We start from the raw sequence: 24030 nt of genomic DNA on the forward strand, positions 1-24030 counted from the left end.
ATTTCATGTTAATCAATAAAATAAAAGAACTAATGGAAAACGAAAAAAACTACATAGAAAACACAAATCCCCAAAAGGAAAATACTCGGGAAATGTCAAAATCAGCAGAAATAATGAAGAGCTTTTTAGACTGCAATTGCAAATATTATCCACTAAATGCTGAGGATAACGATGTCATATGTGGATATGTTGAGTCGTTTGAGAGAGCAAAAGAGGAGAAATTTATCCCTGTAATTGTGGATATTAGCGAAAATATACTAGATGCAGTGATAATGAACACTGTAATAGACAGCGATGATGATTCTGAAAGTATACTAGATTCAGGAAGTTTAGAGGCTGATAAGAGAGAAGAGCTACTAAAAACAGGGATTATAGATTATGAAACTAGAGAAAAGATAGATAGATACAGAAAAAACATGATTTCTAAGGATTTTTCTAATGGGAAAGAGCTTTTAGATGTTATGATTGAGAATAATAGCGAGTATTTTGGAGGATATGAGCTAGAGAGGGACGAGCTTGAGGTAGAGGATGATCCAACTGCAGACATAGACGACCTAGATTTTGAAGAGGAAATGGAAAATCGAGGGGAAATTTTAATTGCAGAGATTCCTGTAGAAAATCCATGGGAAATATTTGCATATATCCCATTTGGTGGTTGGAATGATTGCCCAAGCAATGAGGATATTATGGCAATTTCTAAGTATTGGTTTGAAAAATACGGTGCAGTTCCCTGTGCAATAAGCCACAATACGCTAGAGTATATAATCGAAAAAGCTGTTGATGATAAGGATAAAATTAGATTTACAGAAGAATTTTACGCATTTTGTCCAGACAGTGTGGACAAATATATGGAAAAATTTAATATAGAAAAATTATCTAAGAAAATATATGGGAAAAAAATCTGGCACTTCTGCTGGAACTAAAATTACCAATATTAACATTGAAATAAAATTTAACATTGGAATAAATTTTCGTATAAACAATTAAATAAACTGAGGACGAGAGAAATAACTTCTCTATAGCGACAATACTGCAAACGCCCCACAACTGCTAAATGTGTTACTCTAACAGTGTGGGGCGCTGAAGCCTGGAGCAATGAGAAGTTATAATCTCGTCCTTTTTATTTATTTTACATAGTGTATTCTATTTTCTTCAAATCTATCCTGCTGTTCTCTTATACTTTCTGGGTATCCACAAGCGATAAGAGCGAATGCACTTAGGTTTTCTGGCATATCTAAAACTTTTGCCACATCGTCCATTCTTTCTTTTATAGGTGCAATACCTATCCATACAGCTCCAAGTCCTAGATGATCTATTTCAAGAAGCATATTTTCTGTACAAGCAGAGCAGTCTATTTCTCTGTAATCAGCACGAAGAGAGTCGTTTCTGTAGCACACTACAAATGTAACTGCTGATTTTTCAACGCTTCCGGCATATTGGCTACATTTTGAAAGTTTTTCTAATACTTCTTTATTTTCTACAACATAGAATTCCCAAGGCTGCTGATTCATTGCAGATGGTGCTGCCATACCAGCTCTTAATATTTTTTCGATTTTTTCCTGTTCTACAGGCTGTTCTGTGTATTTTCTTACACTAGTTCTGTGGAATATACTATTCATAAAAATCACTCCTTTTTTTTAATTTAATTCAAAAATATGAACTTATTCAATATTAAAATTCTCTAAAAAATATATAAATCCTCTAAAAAATCATTTTAAAAATATATAAATCTGTTATTAAAAATATATAAATATATTAATTTTTCAAAAGTATAAATATTAATTTTCTCCACCTTTAAAAATTTGATTTAATAAATTAAAAATACAGCTAATAAATAGATTTTTTAAATCTAAAGATTGGTTCGTATTTCTATACAGTATACAAATTTTGTAGTAAAATAAAACAAGATGTGTTTTTAAAAAATAGAAAATTAGCAAAGGAGAAAGTATGGGAAAACTACTAAAAAAACTAACTGCAATTATGTTGGCTGTACTATTTGTTATACCGGCCACTGGTTATGCAGCCGAGGCAAAGAAAAAGCCGGTTGCAGAGATATATTCTAAAAATTCAATTCTAGTAGACCAAAAAACTGGAAGGGTTATAACTGAAAAGGATCCAGATAAACAGGTTCCGCTTGCTAGTATAAGTAAGGTTATGACTTTCTACGTAGCTCAGGATGCTATAAAAAATGGAGAAGTTAAAAGAGACGATTTAGTTACTATAAACAAGAAAATGTTAAAAGTTAGTGGTTCTACTATGCACCTTAAAGAGGGTGAAAAAGTTAGATTCAATGAGCTTTTAAAAGGGCTAATGATTGTATCAGCAAATGACGGTGCTGTTGCGATTGCATCTCATGTATGTAAAGGTGATGTAGACGCTTTTGTCGATAGAATGAATGCAAAAGCTAAAGAATTAGGCATGAAAAATACTTATTTCATAAATCCAAACGGATTACCTATATACGACTGGACTAAAAAAGACGGCGATCCAAAACAGAATCACTCTACTGCTAGAGATATAGCAACTATGACAAAGAATTTACTTGATGATTATGAAGAAGAAACTATGGCAATAACTGACTGTAAGTTAGACCACGACCATTCAAGAGATTTCAATTACTATAATACTAATCCACTTCTTCACATGCATTCAAATGTAGACGGATTAAAAACAGGGTACACAGATTTAGCAGGATATTGCTTAGTGTTTACAGATAAGATGAATTCAGACGGAAAAAGCGATATAGACAATAGAATGATAGGTGTTGTTATGGGGAACTGGTGTAAAGAGGATAGAGTTCGGTCTGCAAATGCTCTTTACAACTTAGGAGAACACTTTGAAACTAAGCTTATGTGTAAAAAGGGTGAAACTGTTGCAACAGGTAATATAGACAATATATCAGATTTAGATAATATAGATTTACAGCCTAAGAGAGATTGTTATGGGGTTGTTAAAAATGATGAAGAGATAACTGAAAAGGTTAGATATTTAAAGATAGATGCTACACCAAACGAGGAAACTACTGTAGCTTATTTAGATTATATAGACAAGTACGGAGATGTCATACAGTCTGTACCTCTTGTTAGTAGCGACTTAGAGCATATTTCGTTTGTTTCAAGAGCAAAATTAATGGGTAATAAGATAAAGAGATTATTCAATATAGACAAGACAGATGAGAAAAAGGAGCTACCTTATACTGTAGTTGTGTAGTCTGTAGAAAAGTTATATAGGTTAAATTGAGGGTGATATTATGAAATTACTTATTACTAAAAAATTCGACGATGAAAAGATGAAAATGATAGAAGACCTTGGATATGAGATAGTTTTTATGGAAGATAGAAAGCTTCAAAATACTCCTGAGGTAAACAGTGTTGATGTTGCCTATGTGTATTATTATACTTCAAGGCTTGATTATTCTCAGATGAAGAATTTAAAATTCCTGCAGCTTGCAAGTGTAGGATTTGACCATATTCCTAAGGATGTTTTTGTAGAAAATGGGATATATCTTTCAAATAATAGCGGAGGGTATAGTGTTCCAATAGCTGAATTTGCAGTGATGAACGTGTTAAATATCTACAAGAATTCTAAAAAATTCTTCAAAAATCAGGACGAGTCTCTATGGAAAGTGGATATGTCCCTTTTAGAATTAGTAGGGAAGAGAGCTGGTATTTTAGGTACTGGTGGAATCGGCATGGAAACTGCCAAGAGATTAAAAGCTTTTGGTGTTGAAGTATGTGGTGTTAATACTTCTGGTAAAGATGTTGAATACTTCGATAAATGCTTTAAATCAGAGGATATGGATATTATTTTTAGAGAATGTGATATTGTAATCGCCGTTATGCCTTCAACAAGGGAAACTGAAGGTATGATAAATAGAGATAAGTTTGAAATGATGAAAGAAGGATCTGTGTTTATGAATCTAGGCAGAGGAAACCTTGTAAATTTAGATGATTTAGAAGAGTACGCTCCTAAGTTTAGAGGAATTGCACTTGATGTTTTTGACAAAGAGCCACTTTCAAAAGAGAGAAGTCTTTGGAATGTAGAAAACCTTATAATCACTCCTCACAACTCTTGGGTATCTGACAGAAATAACGACAGACTTTTTGAAAATGTTTATAAAAATTTAAAAGCTTTTATTGAAACAGGAAAGCCTGAAAAATATGTCGATATAAATAGAGGATATTAAAAGTATGTAAATATAAGCATGGATATTAATCGTATGCCAATATAAATAAGAGATATTAATGGAGATTTAATGAAAAGCGAAGAGATTTATTTGGCATATTTTCATTAAAAAAGGATATAAAAATTTTTAATGATTAATATTTTTTTGATATTAATTAACGATTAAAATAAAAATTTTTTGATGAAAAGTTATAAATTTAGAAAAATTTTTTATGACTTTTATGAAGGATTAAAATAAAAAATGAAATAGTAAAATAAAAAAATAATGCACAGTTGAGAAATATTTTGATTTTTTAGCTGTGCATTTTTTTAAGTAAAAATAAATTTATATTTAAAAAAAGTAAAAATCAAAACATAATTAAAAATGTTACGTTATACTTAGAATATAAAAGTAGAAATGAAGATTTTTCTGAAAATTCTTTTAAAAGTACAACGATATAGAAAAAAACTATAAAAATAAATTTATTTATAGAGTGAATTATATGTATATAAAATTAACAAAAATAAGGTAAAATATTAAAAAAATAAAAATAATAAAAACTGTTTTTAAAGAAAGGTAAATAAATTTTTAACTTAAAAATGAAAAAATAAATCAAAAAAATTTCAATTTAGAGTTAGAAATTATACAACAAACCTTTTTTAAAGTTAGATAATAAAATAGTATTGTGAGTAAAAGAGATTAACAAAGTAAAAAAGAAAAGGTTTTTTATAGTAAAAAAATATGTTAAAATTATATATAGTTTTAATGAATCTTAAAAACAAATTAACTTTATATTGGAGGATATGTGATGAGCAGACTTATACTTACAACACCAAACAGTGCTCAGAAAGTAGTAGACGGTCTTTATAAAGACTTAGAAAGAAGATTAGATGCTGGACCATCAGCACTATGTCCAGTTGATTTATCTTTATCTTTTTTAACTATGTGTCACGCCCAGTCTTGTGGAAAATGTGTTCCATGTAGAGTTGGACTTGAACAGTTAAAAGCACTATTAACAGACGTTTTAGAGGGAGAAGCAGATTTAGAAACTATAGACTTAATAGAAAAAACAGCTAAAGTTATAGTGAATTCTGCTGATTGCGCAATAGGATACGAAGCAGCTAGAATGGTTCTACAGGGAGTTCAGGGCTTCAGAGACGATTACGTTTCTCATATAGAACATGGAGTATGTTCTCAGTCATTCAAAGACCAGGCAGTTCCTTGTGTTGCTCTATGTCCAGCAGGAGTTGATATTCCAGGATATATAGCACTTGTTAGAGAAGGAAGATACCGGGATGCAATAAGATTAATAAGAAAAGACAACCCATTCCCAACAGCTTGTGCTCTTGTTTGTGAACATCCATGTGAAGCAAAATGTAGAAGAAACATGATAGACGATGCTATAAATATAAAAGGTATAAAAAGATTTGCAGCTGATAATGCAGGAGTTGTTCCAGCTCCAGAATGTGCACCATCAACAGGTAAAAAAGTTGCAATAGTAGGTGGAGGACCAGGAGGTCTTACTGCTGCATACTTCTTATCATTAATGGGACACAAAGCAGTTGTTTTCGAAAAAGAACAGAAATTAGGAGGAATGCTTCACTTCGGTATACCAGAATACCGTCTACCAGAAGCAAGACTTCATGAAGATATAGACGCTATATTATCTACAGGAGTAGAAGTTAAATACGGCGTTAATATAGGAAAAGATGTTACATTAAAAGAATTACAGGATGAGTACGATGCAATGTTCATAACAATAGGTGCTCAGCTTGACAAAAAACTTAACATGGAAGGTGAAGACAGCGAAGGAGTTATATCTGCTGTTGAAATGCTTCACAATATAGGTTTAGGTGAAAAACCAGACTTTAGAGGTAAGAGAGTTGCTGTTATCGGTGGAGGTAACGTTGCAATGGATGCTGCTAGAACTTCAATAAGATTAGGTGCAGACGATGTTAAGATAGTTTACAGAAGAAGAAAAGACGATATGACAGCTCTTCTTGAAGAAATAGAAGGTGCAGAAGCAGAAGGATGCGAACTTGTTACACTTCAGGCTCCAGCTAGAGTTGAAGCTGATGAAGATGGAAAAGTTGTTGCACTTTGGACTCAGCCTCAGTTAATAGGAAAAGTTGATAGAGGTAGACCAAAACCAGTAAAAGCTAACTTACCAGAAGAGAGAATAGAATGTGATATAGTAATAGTTGCTATAGGACAGAATATAGATTACAAAGACTGTGAAGACTTCGGTATACCAACTAAATGGGGTAACTTAATATCTTTAGATGATACTTCAATAAAAGGAATGCCAGGAGTATTTACAGGTGGGGACTGTGCAACAGGACCAGCTACTGTTATAAAAGCTATAGCTGCAGGTAAAACAGCTGCTGCTAATATAGACCAGTATCTTGGATTCAACCATAAAATAGAATGTGATGTAGAAATACCACAGCCTAGATTAGAAAATAAACCAGCTTGTGGTAGAGTTAATATAACTGAAAAACCAGCATCAGAAAGAAAAACTAACTTTGAAGAAGCTGAATGTGGCATGACTTGTGAAGGAGCTATGCAGGAAGCTTCAAGATGTTTAAGATGTGATAAATTCGGTTACGGAATATTCAGAGGAGGTAGAGTAGAGAGATGGTAAGACTAACAATAGATGGAATAGCAGTAGAAGTACAGGAAGGTACTAAAATACTAGATGCAGCTGCTCAGGCTGGAATAAAAATACCTACTCTTTGCTTCCTAAAAGATATAAATGAAATAGGTGCTTGTAGAGTATGTGTTGTTGAAGTTGAAGGATGCGACCAGTTAGTTGCAGCATGTAACAATGTTGTAGAAGAAGGAATGGTTATACATACTAACAGTCCAAAAGTAAGAGAAACAAGAAGAGTAAATGTTGAGTTAATATTATCTCAGCATGATTGTAGATGTGCTACATGCGTTAGAAGTGGAAACTGTGAATTACAGACAATTTCTAATGATTTAGGAATAATAGATCTTCCATACAATCAGAAATTCAAGAAAAAACCTTGGAACAAAGATTTCCCACTTATAAGAGACTCATCAAAATGTATAAAATGTATGAGATGTGTTCAGGTATGTGAAAACGTACAGAATACTAGAATATGGGAAGTTGGAAACACTGGTTCAAGAACTGATGTAGTGGTTTCTTTAAATAGAAAAATAGAAGAATCTGACTGTGCACTTTGCGGTCAGTGTATAACTCACTGTCCAGTAGGGGCTTTAAGAGAAAGAGACGATGTTGATAAAGTATTCGATGCTTTAGCAGATCCAGAAAAAATAACAGTAGTTCAGGTTGCTCCAGCAGTTAGAGCAGCTTGGGGAGAATCTTTAGGACTTGAAAGAGAAGCAGCTACAGTTAAGAGATTAGTTGCAGCTCTTAGAAAAATGGGATTCAACTACATATTCGATACAACATTCAGTGCCGACCTTACAATAATGGAAGAAGGTAGCGAATTTGTTGAAAAACTTAAAAATAAAGAAAATAATAAATTCCCAATGTTTACATCATGCTGTCCAGGTTGGGTAAGATATATGAAATCTCATTACCCAGATATGGTAGATCTTTTATCTACTTCAAAATCTCCACAGCAGATGTTCGGGGCTATAGCTAAATCATACTATGCAGAATTATTAGATGTTTCTCCAGATAAGATATACTCAATATCTATAATGCCTTGTATAGCTAAAAAACATGAATGTGATATACCAACAATCAATGATACAGAAGCTGACAAAGATGTAGATGTTGTTATAACAACTAGAGAAGTTGATAGAATGATAAGAGCAGAACATATAGATGTTGCAAATCTTGAAGAAGAAGAATTTGATATGCCACTTGGTGTAGGTACAGGTGCCGGAGTTATATTCGGAGCTACAGGTGGTGTTATGGAAGCAGCATTACGTTCAGCATACTACCTAGTAACTGGTGAAAACCCAGATCCAGATGCATTCAAAGAAGTTAGAGGAATGGACGGATGGAAAGAATCTCAGATAGAAATAAACGGAACTGTTGTTAAGACTGCTGTTACAAGTGGACTTAAAAACACTGATAAATTAATACAGGCTATAAGAAATGGCGAAGTTGAATATGACTTTGTTGAAGTTATGGCTTGTCCTGGTGGATGTTCAGGTGGTGGAGGTCAGCCTATACATTTAGGTCAGACTTCTAACAGAGTAGATAATCTTTATAAATTAGATAAAGAAGCTAATTTAAGATTCTCTCATGAAAATCCATCAATAGTTAAGGTATATGAAGATTATTTAGGAGCTCCTATGTCAGAAAAAGCTCATAAACTACTTCATACTGATCATGAATCTTGGGATATGCCTTTATCTCCAAAATTTGATTAATTTTATATAGGAAAAATGAGCTGCTGCAAAAAATTGTAGCGGCTCTTTTTATGCTTAAAATTGGAATGATGATATTTTTAGCGAAAATTTAGCAAGAAACCTAGAGATTATATTTTACTCCAGGCTTCGAACTTTGCTTTTTTCAAGCGGAGCTATAAGTTATTAGAGATTTTTGTTAATAAATGAAGAAAGCTCGGATGTAGGAAAAACATCCGAGCCTTCTTTTGTTGGTTATATTTTAAAAGGTTAATTTTGCAATCATATTAATTAATTACTAAGTATGTGACTTTTAAATCACGATTATATATTTACATTTTAAAAAGTTTAAAATTTATTATAAAAAATTTTAAAAGTTATTGTCAAAAGATTAAAATCTTTTTATTTATTTTTTGATTTTTCTTATAAGCATCATTCCTACAGATCTTAATGCAGCATCTGTACAATGGAATACTGGTACTTTAAGCTGAGGAGCACAAGACATTACAGTGTTTGAACAGTCTGTACAGTTACTTATAAGTATAGCTTCTGCACCAGCTCTCTTTAAGTTCATAACTTTCTGAACCTGTCCTGGACAGTGTCCTGGGTTTTCACATTTACGAGAACCGTTTTTCATTTCTATAGCCTGTTTACAGTATTCTACACCAACTATTTCTTTAGCGCCCATACTTTCAGCTAACTGTTCTAGTCTTTCTTTGTTTCCACCACAAGCACAAACTAGAAGTCCCATTTTTTCAGGAGCTTTCCAGAATGGATTAGTAACTATTATACCACCTGTAGTTTTAACAACTGGAGAATCTAAAGTAGTTCTCTTTCCAGTGAAAGGTCCACCCATTATTATTTCTCCGTATTCTTCAGTAGCTAATCCGCCAGCTCTTTCTATCATTTCGCCAACAGTAGTACCTATTGGAACATTTCTGAATGTTTTTATGTTGTCACCGTTTATTAAACCAGCAACAGTCATATCTTTGTCTATTAGAGGTTTTTTGAACTCTATAGCTTCCTGTATTCTATATAATGTTTCAAGGTTTATAACTATTGCATCAGCTGCAAGAGGTAAATCAGTTACGTTTAATAAAGTACCTAATGCTTCTCTTATTAAAGCTCTTTCTTCACCCATTGGGTACATGTTTTCAAGGCCATGTATAGTTATGTTATCGCAGTCTATAGCAGCTTCAAGTTTAGCTATTTCTTCTGTATGTAAGCTTTTTATACCTATTATAGCTTTTTCTGCATTAACCATATCCATTACAGTTTTAACGCTTTTTACTACGTATTCAGCGTTTTCGTTTATATATCTCATATTGTGATCAAGTATTGGTTCACATTCAGCAGCGTTTATAAGAAGTACGCCACCTTTTTCGAATGGTTTACCAAGTTTTACGTGAGTAGGGAATCCTGCTCCACCAAGTCCAACTATACCAGCTTCTCTTACTAGGTCTATTGGTTCAGTTGAAGTTAATTCAACGAATTTGTCGTCCTGTTCTTCGTTAGCTTTTATAGTTATTTTTTTATCATCTATTGATTCTACAACTCCGTAGATACTAGCGTGTATATTCTGTCCAAGTTTTCCTTCAGGACATTTAGCTATAAGCTGTCCTCTTTTTACTTCGTCGCCAACAGCAACAACTGGTTCACTAGGTGCTCCAACACCCTGGCTAAGTAAAAAATCGTAATTTATCTGCATGTGGAATAATCCTCCTTAGTGTTCTTCAAATGAACCGATACACTGGAAAAACAGAAACAACAATGATAAGCAATTTTATAATGTTAGTTGGGGATTAACACTAAATGAAAATAGTTTAATCATACTTGTTTTTAAAAATGCTAAAAAATATAGCAAATCAAATACTTCTATATGAAGGATGGCTATATTTAAAAACTATAGTATGCATTTTTAATACAGATTATCAATAAATATAAAATAAAATCTATATAAAGATAGAATCCATTAAATATTAAATCTATAAAATATAGAATATAGATTTAAATGTAATAATAGAATATAGATTTAAATATAATAAATATAATTAATTGATAACATACAAACTAATTAATTAATATAATTTAAAATCAACATAAATCACAAAGCCTAAAATAAAATATAAAAAAGCGCGACAGAAAGGGTGATTTTTATTCCCATTTATTATATAATACTTATAGGCTGAGATGATTTGTTTTCCAGTTATCGGCTACGAAAGTTAAATTGAATTTTGGGAAGTCAAGTTATTTTTCGTATCTAGCATGAAACAAATTAGTTTCAGCTTTTTTAATTAATAGCTCGTATAGTATGAAAGTTTTAACTTATCAAATCAAAACTTATTAAATATAAGCATCGTTTGATGTTGTCTGATTATATTTGTTGACACATTCAATTTAAACCATATATGAATAATAGTCAATAAGCTAGACTATTGATATTTACGGTCAAAAAAATTACAACTTATCGAAAAAATTTATAGTAAAATTAAATTTAGAATAAAAGTATTAGAAAAGACTGTAAAATAGAGAAAGTTATAGAATTGACAAGTAATACTATGATTGTTTATTTAATGCAAAATCAATAACAAGTTAAAAGCATATAGAAAAAAAGAATAAAGAAGAACAAAGAAAAAGAAAGAAAAATAAAATTAGTAAAAAATAAAATTAGTAAATAAAAAAGGACAGTTAATATAAGCTGTCCTTTTTGTATGTAGAAAATCCTCAGTTTTACTGGAGGCTTCTTTTAATTTTTATTATAAGTTTTCTTTTATTGCTTTTGAAAGCTGGTCTGGACATGATGTAGGTCTGTTTCCACAAGTATTTCCTTCTAATAAATCAGCTACATGCTGAGCATCCATACCTTCTACTAATTTAGCTATACCTTTAAGATTTCCGTTGCATCCTGCTGTGAAAACAACATTGTGTAGTTTGTTGTTATCATCTATTTCGAATTCCATCATTTTGCAACATACACCGCTTGGTGTGAAAGTAACTTTTTTCATTATATTTTCCCCCTATTAAGTTAGTTTATTCAATAAAATAAGGGACAAAGTCCCTTTTTCATTTTAAGATTATAACATATATATTATTGTAGAGTAAATAGTTAAAAAGCAACTTTTTTAATAGTATTAATTTATTTTTGTTATCATTCAAGGTTAGTTTATAACGGTATTAGTTTACTTTTTATTAAGTATTAATTTTCTCTTTTTTCTATTAAAAGAGAAATTATCTCTGTATACATTTCAGAAGCGTTTTTCTTCCAATTATTACAGATGCTATTTGCCTGTTTTTCTGATGAAACGTTTAAATTTAAGTCTATAAGATTTGACTGATCCTCAACAACCCTTAAATTTACTATGTATTCATTATCACTTTGTTTTACAAAGCTAGATTTTATCTGAGTATCTGCAAGGAGATTTCCTTTATTATCACAGATATATTTATCAACCTTATCCATTACAGTCTCTGGTATTCTCGAAACAAAGTAATCGTGTGATTCTTCACCGTTTAATGTAAGAGTATAATACTCTCTACCAGATTCTTTGTATGTTGTTATAAGCTTGCTGTCGGTTAATTCTGAAAGTAGAGATTGAAGAGAAAAATAATTCATCATCTCTGTATCTAGTACAACCTGAGTTATTTGAGAATTTGTTAAAGGCATATTTGCCTTCTTTAATATATGTAAAATCAAAAGCTTATGATATATAATTTCTTCTGACGAGTTTTCGAACATTTTACCACTCCCTATCACAAAGTATATAATATTATATTAAACTAAAACTGGGTAAATTTAAAGAGAATTTACATATTTTTAAATTGGATAACACATAAGATAGCATTTAATTGTGATATAATTAAAAGAAGAAAAAGTTGAGAGGAAATTGTAATTAAAAAAGTCTACGTGGTGAGTTAATAGAGTGAGTGTAGATTGGAAAGGAGCAGATATGTTTTCTATACCAGAACTTAAAAAAGTTGAAGATGTTATGGATATAACATTTAACACTATAAATGAAGAAGAGCCTGTAAAAACAGTCGTCAGTGAAATTATAAAATCTAATAAAAAGACTCTTATAGTTACAGACGAATTTGGAAATATGAGCGGTGTTATTTCGATGACAGATATACACAACTTAGGGCTGTTAAACTCTGGAAATGAAAATATAAAAATAAAGGATATAATGAAGAAAAAAATTATATCCGTAGAAAAAGGTACTTTGCTAGATGAATGTAGAGACCTTATGATAAAGGAAAATATAGGGATTTTACCTGTTTTAGAAGACGGAAAGGTCGCTGGAATTTTGAGACAGGAGCATATAAGAGACTACCTTTATATGCAGCTTGAGGATTATGGAATAACTTTAAAGTATATAATTGGACAAATTAAAGAAGGAATATGTGCGGTAAACGATGAGGGAATAGTTATACTTTGGAATAATTTTATGGAGCAAAGATACGATATAAAATCAGAGGATATAGTAGGAAAGCACATAAGTAATTTTCTAGAGGATACTGTTTGTGAGATGGTTCTTAGAAGAAGGATAGGTATAAGTGATGTATATTCAACACATAAGAAGCAAGATATGTATGGTCTTGTTCATGCAAACCCTATTTTCTTTGGAGGAGAGTTTGTAGGGGTTGTATGTACGGAGCTAGATATTACAGAGGCTAGAAACTTATCTTTTGAACTTGAAAAGACAAACGAAAAGCTTAAATACTTTCAGGATGAGGTGAAAAACCTATCTAGTGGTATATTTGAAAAGATTTTAGGAAAGAGCGATAAGATAGAAAAAGCAAAGGCTATTGCTAAACAGGTTGCAAAAACTAGCAGTAGTATATTTATTTGGGGAGAAAGTGGTACAGGTAAGGAAGTGTTCTCTAGGGCTATACACGAGCAGAGTGGTAGAAAAGGAGCCTTTGTTCCTGTAAACTGCAGTGCAATCCCAGCAGAATTATTTGAAAGTGAGTTCTTTGGATATGAGTCTGGAGCATTCACTGGAGCCAATAAAAAAGGTAAGAGTGGTATTTTTGAATTGGCAAAGGATGGGACAGTTTTCTTAGATGAAATTGCAGACCTTCCTTTAAATATGCAGGCAAAACTTCTGAGAGTCCTTCAAGAAAAGGAAGTAAGAAGAGTCGGTGGAGAAAAAACTATTAAAATAAATCCTAGAATTATCTCTGCAACCAACAAAGACCTAGAAAAAATGGTCAAAGAAGAAAAGTTTAGAGAGGATTTATATTATAGATTAAATGTAGTTGAGATACAAATCCCTCCTTTAAGAGAGAGAAAAGAGGACATAGGAATATTACTTCATTATTTCTTGGACGAGATGTGCAGAGAAAATGGTAGACCTCCTCTAACTTTAAGCAAAGAAGCTTATAAGATTTTAGAAAACTATAGATGGAAGGGAAATATAAGAGAGTTAAAAAATACTGTAGAAAATATGGTTGTATTATCGGATTCTTCTATTATAGAAAAGGATGCAATACCTAATTATATAGTAGAAAGTTCAAAATCTGACATTGAAGAGGAAGAGTATCCTCTAGATCTTACAGCAGCTACAGAAAAGTTAGAAATAAAAAATATAAAAAAAGCTTTGGAGATGTCGAATGGAAATAAAGCAAAAGCAGCAAAAATTTTAAATATACCTAGGACAACTCTATATTATAAGTTAGATTTGTATGGAATTAATGCTAAATAGTAAAGCTTATAAAAATTTTATATTTTGTTAATAGAATTGATAGAATAATAAGAAAACTATAAAAAAAAGCTATAATAAAATAATTTTACTAAAATCTATATAATAATGTCGAGTTTTTGACTTTATGTCTAAATTTCGACGAAAGTTATATAATTATCTAACAAATAGCTAAAAATAGGCAACTATTGTATGTTGAATATAAAAAATAAGTGATAAAATTATAAAAATGTCGGAAATTAGACATAAAATGAGTTGAAAACGCTTGTAATTGTCACTTGAAATTGTTATAATAAAGTTAAAGATGGAACTAAAGATTGAGTGATTCCAATGACACTATAGAAAAAAACATTAGCTGGAAACTTTGGCATAGGAATTGCTTATAATTAATAGTGCGACAGATTAATATGGGGGTGATTTAATATGGTACTTAGATTAGAACTAAGACAGCATGTTGGTGCTCCTTGCCGGCCTATAGTAAGTGTTGGGGAACATGTAAAAAAAGGTCAGCTAATAGCAGAACCAACAGGTCTAGGTGCTAACATCCATTCTTCTGTATACGGAACAGTTAAAGATATAACTGAAACAGCTATACTTATAGAAGCGGATGAAGAACAGCCTGAAGAATTCGTTAAGATAAAAGATACAGAATCTAATCTTGACGCAATAATAGAAGCAGGTGTTGTTGGAGCAGGTGGGGCAGGATTCCCAGCTGGTATAAAATTTAAAGGTGATATAGAAGGTGGTTACGTAATAGTAAACGCAGCTGAATGTGAACCTATACTTGCACATAATATGGCATATATAGAAGATCACGCAGAAGAGTTAGTAAGAGGACTTAAATATCTTCTTGAAATAACTAAAGCTGCTAAAGGTTACATAGCTATAAAACCTCATCACACAAAACAGCTTTTAGCTCTAGGAAAAGCAACTAAAAACGAAGATAATATAGAAATAAAATATCTTCCAAATATGTATCCAGCAGGAGACGAAAGAGTTATAGTTAGAGAATTACTAGGAGTTGAACTTGAACCAGGTCAGCTTCCAAGTGTAGCAAAAGCTATAATATCAAACGTTGAAACTGTGAAAAATGTAGTTGCAGCTATAGAAGAAAGAAGACCAGTTATAACTAAAGATTTAACAGTTGCTGGTAGAGTAAAAGATGAAAGTGCTCAGACTGGTAGAGTATTCTTAAACGTTCCAATAGGAATGCCAATAAGCTACTTCATAGACCAGTGTGGTGGAATATTAGAACCATATGGTGAAATAGTTCTTGGTGGGCCTTTCACAGGTAAACACGGAGAATTAGATTCACCTGTAACAAAAACTTTAGGTGGTATAATCGTGTCTATGCCATTAATACAGGAAAAAAGAAAATTAGGAATCATCTGCTGTGAATGTGGAGCTCAGGAAGCAAGACTACACGAAATAGCTTCTCTTATGAATGCAGAAATAGTTGCAGAAGAAAGATGTAAGAGAATGACAGATGATGGTAGAGGAAGATATAGATGTTCACTTCCTGGTATGTGTCCAGGACAGGCAGAAACAGTTCTTAAACTTAAGAGCCAGGGTGCAGAAGCGTTACTAATAAGTAACTGCGAAGACTGAACAAACACAGTTATGCAAGTGGCACCTAGGTTAGGATTGCCTGTATATCACAGTACAGATCATTCATTAAGAGCAGGCGGACATAGATTATACAGAAGAAAAAAATAAAACAAATCTTATAATCTAATAAGATAGTAAACAGGGGGTTTATTATTATGTCTATAACAATCGAAACAGCAAAAGCTCATGCAAATGATCCAGCAGTTACATGCTGCAGATTTGAAGAAGGAACAGTAGTTGAACCAGCTAATCTAGAAGATCCAGCTATATTCCCAGATTTAGTTGAATCAGGATTACTAGTTCTTCCAGAAAATACATTAACAATAGGACAGATTTTAGGAGCTAAATTAACTAAAACTTGTGATGCTTTAACAGCACTTACTCCAGACAATGCTGAAGGATTCTCTGCAGGAGAAGAAGAAGCAGCTGAAGAAGAAGTTGAAGTTGTAGAAAGCGAAATAGTAGAATCTAATCCAGTTGCTTCAGCAGCAACAACAGTAAGTGTAAGTTCTGGATATTTAAAACTTCACATCGGGGAAGGAAAAGATATAGACTTACAGATTCCATTAGGTGTAGCAGCAGCTATGGAATTATAATAACCAAGTGAATTATTAAAATTCAAATATATATACAAAAACATAGTAATCTACCGGTGCTCTAAAAAGAGCACCGGATAATCAAAGTACAAGTTGCTTATTACAAAAGAGTGCTTGAACTCAGATTAGATAAAAAAAATAAAATTTTAGGAGGTATTTTGCTATGTCAATAACTGTAGAAACAGCTCAGGCCCACGCTAATGACCCAGCAGTAACATGCTGCAGATTCGAAGCAGGGACAGTGGTAGAACCAGCTAACTTAGAGGATCCAGCTATATTCCCAGATTTAGTTGAATCAGGATTATTAGTTTTACCAGAAAATACATTAACAATAGGACAGGTTTTAGGTGCTAAATTAACAGCAACTTTAGATGCTTTAACAGCTATGACTCCAGAAAATGTTGAAGGATTCTCAGCAGGAGCAGAAGAAGAAGTTGAAGAAGAAGTTGTAGAAGAAGCTCCAGTAGTTGAAGCAGCTCCAGCTCCAGTAGCTCCAGTAGCAGCTCCAGCATTAGCAGGTGGAGTATTCAAACTTCACATAGGAGAAGGTAAAGATATAAACTTAGAAATACCTTTAGGTGCAATGGGTGGTGCAGCAGCTCCAGCTCCAGCAGCTCCAGTAGCAGAAGCAGCAGCAGTTCCAGCTGTTGAAGAAGCTAAAAAAGAAGAAACAAAATTAATAAGAACTTTAACAAAAAAACATTTCAAAATAGACAAAGTTGTATTCGGTGAAGAAACTAAAATAGAAGGAACTACTTTAACACTAAGAAACCCAGAAGCTATGTGTGCTGAAGCAGTTGAAACTGAAGAATTAGTTTACGATATGAAGTTAGATATAATAACTCCAGACAGATACAACGAATATTCAGAAGCTATACTTGATATACAGCCAATAGCAACTAAAGAAGAAGGTGAACTTGGAGAAGGTATCACTAGAACTATAGATGGTGTTGTAATGGTATTATCAGGAACAGATGCTAACGGAGTTCAGATAGGTGAATTCGGTTCTTCTGAAGGTGAAATGTCTACTACAATGATGTGGGGTAGACCAGGTGCAGCTGATAAAGGTGAAATATTCATAAAAGGTGAAGTAACTATAAAAGAAGGTACTAACATGGAAAGACCAGGACCTCTAGCTGCTCACAAAGCATTTGACTGCATAACTCAGGAAATAAGAGAAGCCTTAAAGAAAGCTGACGATTCTCTAGTAGTTGATACTCAGACTATAGAACAGTTCAGAAGAGAAGGTAAAAAGAAAATAGTTATAGTTAAAGAAATAATGGGACAGGGTGCAATGCACGATAACTTAATATTACCATCTGAACCAGTTGGTACATTAGGTGCTAGACCAAACGTTGACTTAGGTAACGTTCCAGTTGTTTTATCTCCACTTGAAGTATTAGACGGTGGTATACATGCATTAACTTGTATAGGACCTGCTTCAAAAGAAATGTCTAGACATTACTGGAGAGAACCATTAGTAATAAGAGCTATGGAAGATGAAGAAGTAGATTTAGTAGGTGTTGTATTCGTAGGATCTCCACAGGCTAACTCTGAAAAATTCTATGTATCTAGAAGATTAGGTATGTTAGTTGAAGCTATGGAAGTTGACGGTGCTGTAGTTACTACAGAAGGATTCGGTAACAACCATATAGACTTCGCATCTCATATAGAACAGATAGGTATGAGAGGTGTGCCAGTAGTTGGTGTTACTTACTCAGCTGTTCAGGGTGCTCTAGTTGTTGGTAACAAATACATGACTCACATGGTAGATAACAACAAATCTAGACAGGGTATAGAAAACGAAATACTTGGAAACAACACATTAGCTCCAGAAGAAGCTATAAGAATAATGTGCATGCTTAAAAATGCTATGGCTGGTGTTGAAGTTAAAGCTCCAGAAAGAAAATGGAACCCTAACGTTAAATTAAACAACATAGAAGCTATAGAAAAAGAATTAGGAATAAAAATAGAATTAGAAGACAACGAAACTGTACTTCCAATATCAAGAAAGAGAAGAGAAATCTACGAAAAAGATGATATAGAAGCAGGAATAGTTGAAGTTAAAGAAATAGAAAAATAAGAACTTTTATTTTCTAAATCTAAAATAATTAAATAAATTTATTGAACTATCAAGAAAGAGGTATCTAAATGGAAAAATTAAGATATATCTCTTCAGAATCATACTTTGAAGGTGTAATAGTTGAAATACACGATGGTGCATTCACTATAGACCTTAAAGGTAGACTTGGACAGTTCAAAATACCTAGCAGAATGCTTATAACTGACTACGAACCGAAGATAGGACAAGAAGTTGGATTTATGCTAAGTTATCCTGAGGTATTAAGTCCAGATCCTAATCCAGAGTATGTAGAAAACATTCTGAGAGAACAAAAGAAAAAAGCCGAAGTAATGGCTAGAACAAGAGAAAATCTTAAAAAGCAGCTTCTAAAAGAAATTGAAGAAGAAAGCAAATAAGAAATCTAAAATTGTAAACAACATAAACTTAAAAATATAAATTTAAGTTTCATTTTGAAGGGAGAGATAATACAATGAGTCTTACAACAGTAAAAGGACTTCAGTCTGAAATATTCGTTCCAATAACACCTCCTCCAGTTTGGACTCCTGTAACTAAAGAATTAAAAGATATGGTTATAGCGTTAGCTTCAGCTGCAGGTGTACATATGAAAACTGACGAAAGATTTAACCTAGCTGGGGATACATCTTTCAGAGTAGTACCAGATACAGCTAAACCAGAAGATTTAATGGTTTCACACGGTGGATATGACAACTCTGACGTTAACAGAGACGTTAACTGCATGTTCCCAATAGAAAGATTACATGAATTAGTTGCAGAAGGATTTATAAAAGGTGTTGCACCATTCCACTACACATTCATGGGTGGTGGTGGTAACCAGCACGTATTCACAGAAGAAACTGGTCCAGCTATAGCAGCTAGATTAAAAGAAGAAAATGTTGACGGTGTCGTTATGACAGCTGGTTGAGGTACTTGCCACAGAACTGCCGTGATCGTGCAGAGAGCAATAGAAGAAGCTGGTATACCAACAATAATAATAGCAGCTTTACCTCCAGTAGTTAGACAGAATGGTTCTCCAAGAGCAGTTGCTCCAATGGTTCCAATGGGTGCTAATGCTGGTGAACCTCACAACATAGAAATGCAGACTGGTATATTAAAAGCTACTTTACATCAGTTAGTAGAAATACCATCAGCTGGTAAGATAGTTCCATTACCATTTGAATACCACGCTGCTATATAGTTAGTGAAATATTAGTGGGTTTATCCATTAAATAAAAATACCCCCTTTCCGGTATTCCGGGAAGGGGGTTTAAAAAAAGGTGGTCAATATTATGGAAGAAATAGTGATGAGAAGATTAGCTATTAAATCATTCCACATAGAAGAAGTGGAAATGGGATCAGCTGTAGCAATTAAAGGTAAAAAACTTTTACTTAATAAAAGTAGAATTCAGGAACTTATTGATGCAGATGATTTAATAACTGATATTAAACTAGAAGTAATTGAACCTAAAGCTAAAAACCCTGCTGATTATGACAGGGAAATTAACACAATAATGGATATTATACCAATATCTACAAAAGTACTAGGAACTCTTGGTGAAGGTCTTACACACACTTTAACAGGTGTTTATGTAATGCTTACAGGAGTTGATGAAGATGGAAGACAGATGCATGAATTTGGATCATCAGAAGGTAGACTTGCTGAACAGATGGTTCTAGGAAGATGCGGTACTCCATCAGAAAATGATTACATAATACACATGGATGTTACTATCAAAGGTGGACTTCCATATGATAGACATCTTCCAAATGCTTGTTTCAAGGCGTGTGATGATTTTATCCAGGATATAAGAGCTATATTAAAGAGAGAAGACGGGCGTCATGCTTCAGAATCTCATGAATTCTTCGATAAAGTTAGACCTGGTGGAAAAAAAGTTGTAATAGTTAAACAGATAGCTGGTCAGGGTGCAATGTACGATAACCAGTTATTCTCTGATGAGCCAAGTGGATTTGAAGGAGGAACATCTATTATAGATATGTGCAATATGCCAATGATACTTTCTCCTAATGAATATAGAGACGGTGCTCTTAGAGCGCTAGTATAAGGAAGGGGTTGGAAAATTATGGGTATAGGTCCTTCAACTAAAGAAACATCTTTACATCATTTCAGAGATCCTATTTTAGAAATATGTTCAGAAGATACTGACATAGATCTATTAGGTATAGTAGTAGTAGGTACTCCACAGGATAACAAGTACAAAAATCTTGTTGGACAGAGAGCTGCTCAGTGGCTAGAAGCTATGAGAGCTGATGGAGTAATATTATCTGCTGATGGATGGGGAAACTCACATGTTGACTATGCAAACACATTTGAAGAAATAGGTAAAAGAGGAATCCCAACAGTAGGGGTAACTTTTAATGGAACAAATGCAAAATTTGTAGTTACAAATGAATATATGGATACAATAGTAGATATAAACAAATCAGAATCAGGAACAGAAACAGAAATAGTAGGCGAAAATAACGTCGATAAAACTGATGCAAGAAAAGCCCTTGCATTCCTTAAATTAAAAATGAGAAAACGGGGCAAATAAGACCCTTTAGCATGAGTTGAATTTATAACTCAAAACTTTCAGAATATAATGATAATACGTGATATTAAATTTAATAATTATAAAGTAATTTATAGAATAACTTTATAATTATTAAAAAATATTATAAAAAAATATAAAAAATTATTGATAAATACATGACAAAACTATAGTTTTATTATATAATAGAAATATAAGGAAATGGATTTCAAATTAATAAAACAAAAGAAATTCAATTAAATTAAAAGTAGATAAAAATTATATTAAGCATGATAAAATAAACGATATAAAAATTTTATAAAAGATAGTTTATTTTATAATTAACATGCCTACAAAACTTAAATTCGCAAATAAGTCTTTTATAAGACTTAAAATATAATTGCCAAAGGCAATAAACTAAGGGGGAAATTGTTATGAAATTTAGCAGAACAATTCAGGCTATAGACTCTCATACAGCTGGAGAAGCAACTAGAATAGTTGTAGGTGGAATACCAAACATAAAAGGTAATACAATGCCAGAAAAGAAACAGTACTTAGAAGATCATTTAGATCACATAAGAACAGCTATAATGTTAGAACCAAGAGGACACAATGACATGTTCGGTTCAGTTATGACTCAGCCTTGTGATCCAGATGCTGACTTCGGTATAATATTCATGGACGGTGGCGGATACCTTAACATGTGTGGTCACGGTTCAATAGGTGCAATGACAGTTGCAGTTGAAACTGGTGTAGTTCCAATGGAAGAACCTGTAACAAAAGTTGTTATGGAAGCTCCTGCAGGAATAATAAAAGGTGATGTTAAAGTAGAAAACGGAAAAGTTCAGTCTGTTTCTATATTCAACGTACCAGCATTCTTATACAAAAAAGACCAGGAAGTTGAATTACCAGGTGTAGGTAAAGTTAAATTCGATATATCATTCGGTGGATCTTTCTTCGCTATAGTTCATGCTAGCCAGTTAGGATTAAAAATAGAACCTAAAAATGCAGCTAAATTAACTGATATGGCAATGGAATTAAGAGACATAATAAACAGAGAAATCGAAATACAGCACCCAACATTAGAACATATAAAAACTGTAGACCTTGTTGAAATATGGGACGAACCAACTAACGAAAAAGCAACTTACAAAAACGTTGTTATATTCGGACAGGGACAGGTTGACAGATCTCCTTGTGGAACAGGTACAAGTGCTAAATTAGCTACTTTACATGCTAGAGGAGAATTAAAAGAAGGCGAAAAATTCGTATATGAAAGTATATTAGGAACATTATTCGAAGGTGAAATAGTAGGAACTACTAAAGTTGGAGAATTCGATGCAGTATTACCAAAAATAACTGGTTCTGCTTACATGACAGGATTCAATAACTTCTTAATAGACGAAGATGACCCAGTTAAATATGGTTTCATATTAAAATAAGTATTGAATAAAGATTTCAAATTTGATTAAAGTGAGGCTATTACATTAATAAATAACGTTAATGTAACAGCCTCTTTTTTATTTTTTGATAAGCGATTTCCTTGGTATACAAATAAAAGGAATTATAGTATAATTGTTGACGTCGCTTTTTAGAGAGTATATTAAACTATGTAAAAATTACGCTTATGTTTGAAAATATGTTAATATCTTGAGGAAAAGTGGATAACTACAAAGGTATACCGGTAGCCATGTGCGCTGGATATATAGGAGGACAAAATGGTAAATTTAATAAGAATTATACTACTATCATTTACCGGAATGCAGGGATTTTTAATGATTAGCGATTATTCTAAAGCCAAAAGAGAAAATCGACTAGAAGATGAAAGTTGTGTAAAAGCCGGAATAGCAGGGATGATAGGTAACTTTTTTGACACATTGGGGGTAAGTTCTTTTGCGGTCATAATAGCTATGGGAAAAGTTATGAAGATGAAATTTAAGGATAAAGAGCTACCAGCGATGTTAAACGTATCTTGTGCAATACCAAATATAACAGAAGCACTTATATTTTTAACAGCTATAGAAGTAGATCCTACAACGCTTGTGTCTATGCTAATAGCTGCGGGAATGGGCTCATATATTGGAGCAGGAATTGTAGAAAAATTAGATGAAAAGAAAATACAGTTAGCTATGGGGATTGCACTGTTTATAACTGCGACTGTAATATTTATGGGGCTTCCATGGGTAAATCTTCTTCCTGTTGGAGGAAGCAGCATAGGTCTTAGTGGCTCAAAGCTATTTATAGGAGTTACTCTAAACTTTATATATGGAGCTTTAATGACTGCTGGAATAGGGCTATATGCACCTTGTATGGCAACTACATACATACTTGGTATGTCGCCAAAATGTGCGTTTCCTATAATGATGGGCTCATGTGCAGTACTTATGCCTATAGCAAGTACTAGATTCATTAAAGATGGACACTACCCTAGAAAAACATCTATATGGATAACAATAGGAGGTGTAGTTGGGGTATTTGCAGCTGCGTACATATTTAATGCTATGCCTATGAATATGGTGAAAGTACTATGTGTATTTGTAATATACTACACATCTTATGGAATGCTTAAAAAGGCATTTAATAGAGAAAAAACGAAATTAGCAGAAGTTTAATGATGATATATACTAATATAGTCTAAAAAATATATATTTATAAATATTTTACAAGATGTTTCATTAAGAAACATCTTTTTTTTATTATAGAGGGTTTAGAATGTTATATAGCTTAAAAAATATTATAATACTTAAATAATTATATAATTATAAAAATAGACAGAGATTTATTAAATCTATAAAGATATAGGAAAAATAAATGAAAAAATAGGTATAAGTTAAAAAAATAAAAGATAAAAAAAAGTTATTGAATAACAAAAATATATATAAAAATGTTTTTGACGGTGGGAAATTATAAAAATAAAGGTAAAAATAGTAAAATAGAACAGTAAAAATTTAAAAAAATTTCTATATAAAAAATAAATTAAAACTTGTCTATTCTGCTAAAAAAA

The 24030-nt window shown here is 32.5% G+C and carries 18 protein-coding genes and 1 pseudogene; 15 read left to right on the forward strand and 4 right to left on the reverse strand.

Annotated elements, in window-relative coordinates:
• The first annotated feature begins 5 nt into the window (after positions 1 to 5).
• The gene (locus tag ACK2WO_RS04090) at positions 6 to 923 is read left to right on the forward strand and encodes a DUF4253 domain-containing protein (protein WP_414698460.1); all 918 of its coding nucleotides are present in this window, start codon (positions 6 to 8) and stop codon (positions 921 to 923) included.
• Between the two features lie 201 nt (positions 924 to 1124).
• On the opposite strand, the gene ACK2WO_RS04095 is transcribed toward ACK2WO_RS04090, so the two are convergent.
• The gene (locus ACK2WO_RS04095; RefSeq protein ID WP_414698461.1) at positions 1125 to 1619 is read right to left on the reverse strand and encodes a nitroreductase family protein; all 495 of its coding nucleotides are present in this window, start codon (positions 1617 to 1619) and stop codon (positions 1125 to 1127) included.
• 328 nt (positions 1620 to 1947) lie between these two features.
• Between ACK2WO_RS04095 and ACK2WO_RS04100 the strand changes: the two genes are divergently transcribed.
• The 4 genes from ACK2WO_RS04100 to ACK2WO_RS04115 all read left to right on the forward strand — a co-directional run bounded on the left by ACK2WO_RS04100 (position 1948) and on the right by ACK2WO_RS04115 (position 8539).
• Positions 1948 to 3210 (forward strand): serine hydrolase, encoded by a 1263-nt coding sequence (locus ACK2WO_RS04100; RefSeq protein ID WP_414698462.1) that lies wholly within the window; start codon positions 1948 to 1950, stop codon positions 3208 to 3210.
• 40 nt (positions 3211 to 3250) lie between these two features.
• Positions 3251 to 4186 carry a phosphoglycerate dehydrogenase gene (locus tag ACK2WO_RS04105; RefSeq protein ID WP_414698463.1) on the forward strand — a complete coding sequence of 312 codons (936 nt, stop codon included), beginning with the start codon at positions 3251 to 3253 and terminating at the stop codon, positions 4184 to 4186.
• Positions 4187 to 4973: 787 nt separating this feature from the next.
• A complete protein-coding gene (locus ACK2WO_RS04110; protein ID WP_178411390.1) occupies positions 4974 to 6809 on the forward strand; it encodes an NAD(P)-binding protein in 1836 nt (611 codons plus the stop codon).
• Positions 6803 to 8539, forward strand: a complete 1737-nt coding sequence (locus ACK2WO_RS04115) for an NADH-dependent [FeFe] hydrogenase, group A6 (protein WP_414698464.1) — start codon at positions 6803 to 6805, stop codon at positions 8537 to 8539. Before ACK2WO_RS04110 ends, ACK2WO_RS04115 begins: the two co-directional genes overlap by 7 nt.
• 382 nt (positions 8540 to 8921) lie before the next feature.
• On the opposite strand, the gene prdC (ACK2WO_RS04120) is transcribed toward ACK2WO_RS04115, so the two are convergent.
• From prdC (ACK2WO_RS04120) to ACK2WO_RS04130, 3 genes are all read right to left on the reverse strand, one after another.
• On the reverse strand, positions 8922 to 10223 hold the full coding sequence (gene prdC / locus ACK2WO_RS04120) for a proline reductase-associated electron transfer protein PrdC (protein ID WP_178411392.1): 1302 nt from the start codon (positions 10221 to 10223) through the stop codon (positions 8922 to 8924).
• A 1048-nt stretch (positions 10224 to 11271) separates the two neighbouring features.
• A complete protein-coding gene (locus ACK2WO_RS04125) occupies positions 11272 to 11520 on the reverse strand; it encodes a TIGR03905 family TSCPD domain-containing protein (protein WP_178411587.1) in 249 nt (82 codons plus the stop codon).
• A gap of 191 nt (positions 11521 to 11711) precedes the next feature.
• Positions 11712 to 12251 (reverse strand): DUF4364 family protein, encoded by a 540-nt coding sequence (locus ACK2WO_RS04130; protein ID WP_178411588.1) that lies wholly within the window; start codon positions 12249 to 12251, stop codon positions 11712 to 11714.
• A gap of 184 nt (positions 12252 to 12435) precedes the next feature.
• On the opposite strand from ACK2WO_RS04130, the gene prdR reads away from it, so the two are divergent.
• The 10 genes and pseudogenes from prdR to ACK2WO_RS04180 all read left to right on the forward strand — a co-directional run bounded on the left by prdR (position 12436) and on the right by ACK2WO_RS04180 (position 23638).
• Positions 12436 to 14217 (forward strand): sigma-54 dependent transcriptional regulator PrdR, encoded by a 1782-nt coding sequence (prdR, locus tag ACK2WO_RS04135; RefSeq protein ID WP_414698465.1) that lies wholly within the window; start codon positions 12436 to 12438, stop codon positions 14215 to 14217.
• Positions 14218 to 14637: 420 nt separating this feature from the next.
• Positions 14638 to 15930 (forward strand): proline reductase-associated electron transfer protein PrdC, encoded by a 1293-nt coding sequence (gene prdC / locus ACK2WO_RS04140; protein WP_178411589.1) that lies wholly within the window; start codon positions 14638 to 14640, stop codon positions 15928 to 15930.
• Between the two features lie 47 nt (positions 15931 to 15977).
• A pseudogene (locus tag ACK2WO_RS04145) lies at positions 15978 to 16400 on the forward strand (sugar transporter); the annotation flags it as partial.
• A gap of 181 nt (positions 16401 to 16581) precedes the next feature.
• Positions 16582 to 18501 carry a D-proline reductase (dithiol) proprotein PrdA gene (gene prdA / locus ACK2WO_RS04150; protein ID WP_414698466.1) on the forward strand — a complete coding sequence of 640 codons (1920 nt, stop codon included), beginning with the start codon at positions 16582 to 16584 and terminating at the stop codon, positions 18499 to 18501.
• Between the two features lie 68 nt (positions 18502 to 18569).
• Positions 18570 to 18896, forward strand: coding sequence for a CBO2463/CBO2479 domain-containing protein (locus tag ACK2WO_RS04155; RefSeq protein WP_006439710.1), 327 nt, complete (start codon positions 18570 to 18572; stop codon positions 18894 to 18896).
• 74 nt (positions 18897 to 18970) lie between these two features.
• Positions 18971 to 19696: a D-proline reductase (dithiol) protein PrdB gene (gene prdB, locus ACK2WO_RS04160; RefSeq protein WP_178411592.1), complete on the forward strand. Its 726-nt coding sequence runs from the start codon at positions 18971 to 18973 to the stop codon at positions 19694 to 19696.
• Positions 19697 to 19787: 91 nt separating this feature from the next.
• Positions 19788 to 20561: a proline reductase cluster protein PrdD gene (gene prdD, locus ACK2WO_RS04165; RefSeq protein ID WP_414698467.1), complete on the forward strand. Its 774-nt coding sequence runs from the start codon at positions 19788 to 19790 to the stop codon at positions 20559 to 20561.
• A gap of 18 nt (positions 20562 to 20579) precedes the next feature.
• Complete coding sequence (locus ACK2WO_RS04170) at positions 20580 to 21050, forward strand: glycine/sarcosine/betaine reductase component B subunit (RefSeq protein ID WP_414698468.1); 471 nt, start codon at positions 20580 to 20582, stop codon at positions 21048 to 21050.
• Between the two features lie 410 nt (positions 21051 to 21460).
• Positions 21461 to 22468, forward strand: coding sequence for a proline racemase (locus ACK2WO_RS04175; RefSeq protein ID WP_178412038.1), 1008 nt, complete (start codon positions 21461 to 21463; stop codon positions 22466 to 22468).
• A gap of 276 nt (positions 22469 to 22744) precedes the next feature.
• Complete coding sequence (locus ACK2WO_RS04180; protein WP_414698469.1) at positions 22745 to 23638, forward strand: sulfite exporter TauE/SafE family protein; 894 nt, start codon at positions 22745 to 22747, stop codon at positions 23636 to 23638.
• The last annotated feature ends 392 nt before the right edge of the window (positions 23639 to 24030 follow it).

The organism is Peptacetobacter sp. AB845 (assembly GCF_047528295.1).
Taxonomy (GTDB): domain Bacteria; phylum Bacillota; class Clostridia; order Peptostreptococcales; family Peptostreptococcaceae; genus Peptacetobacter.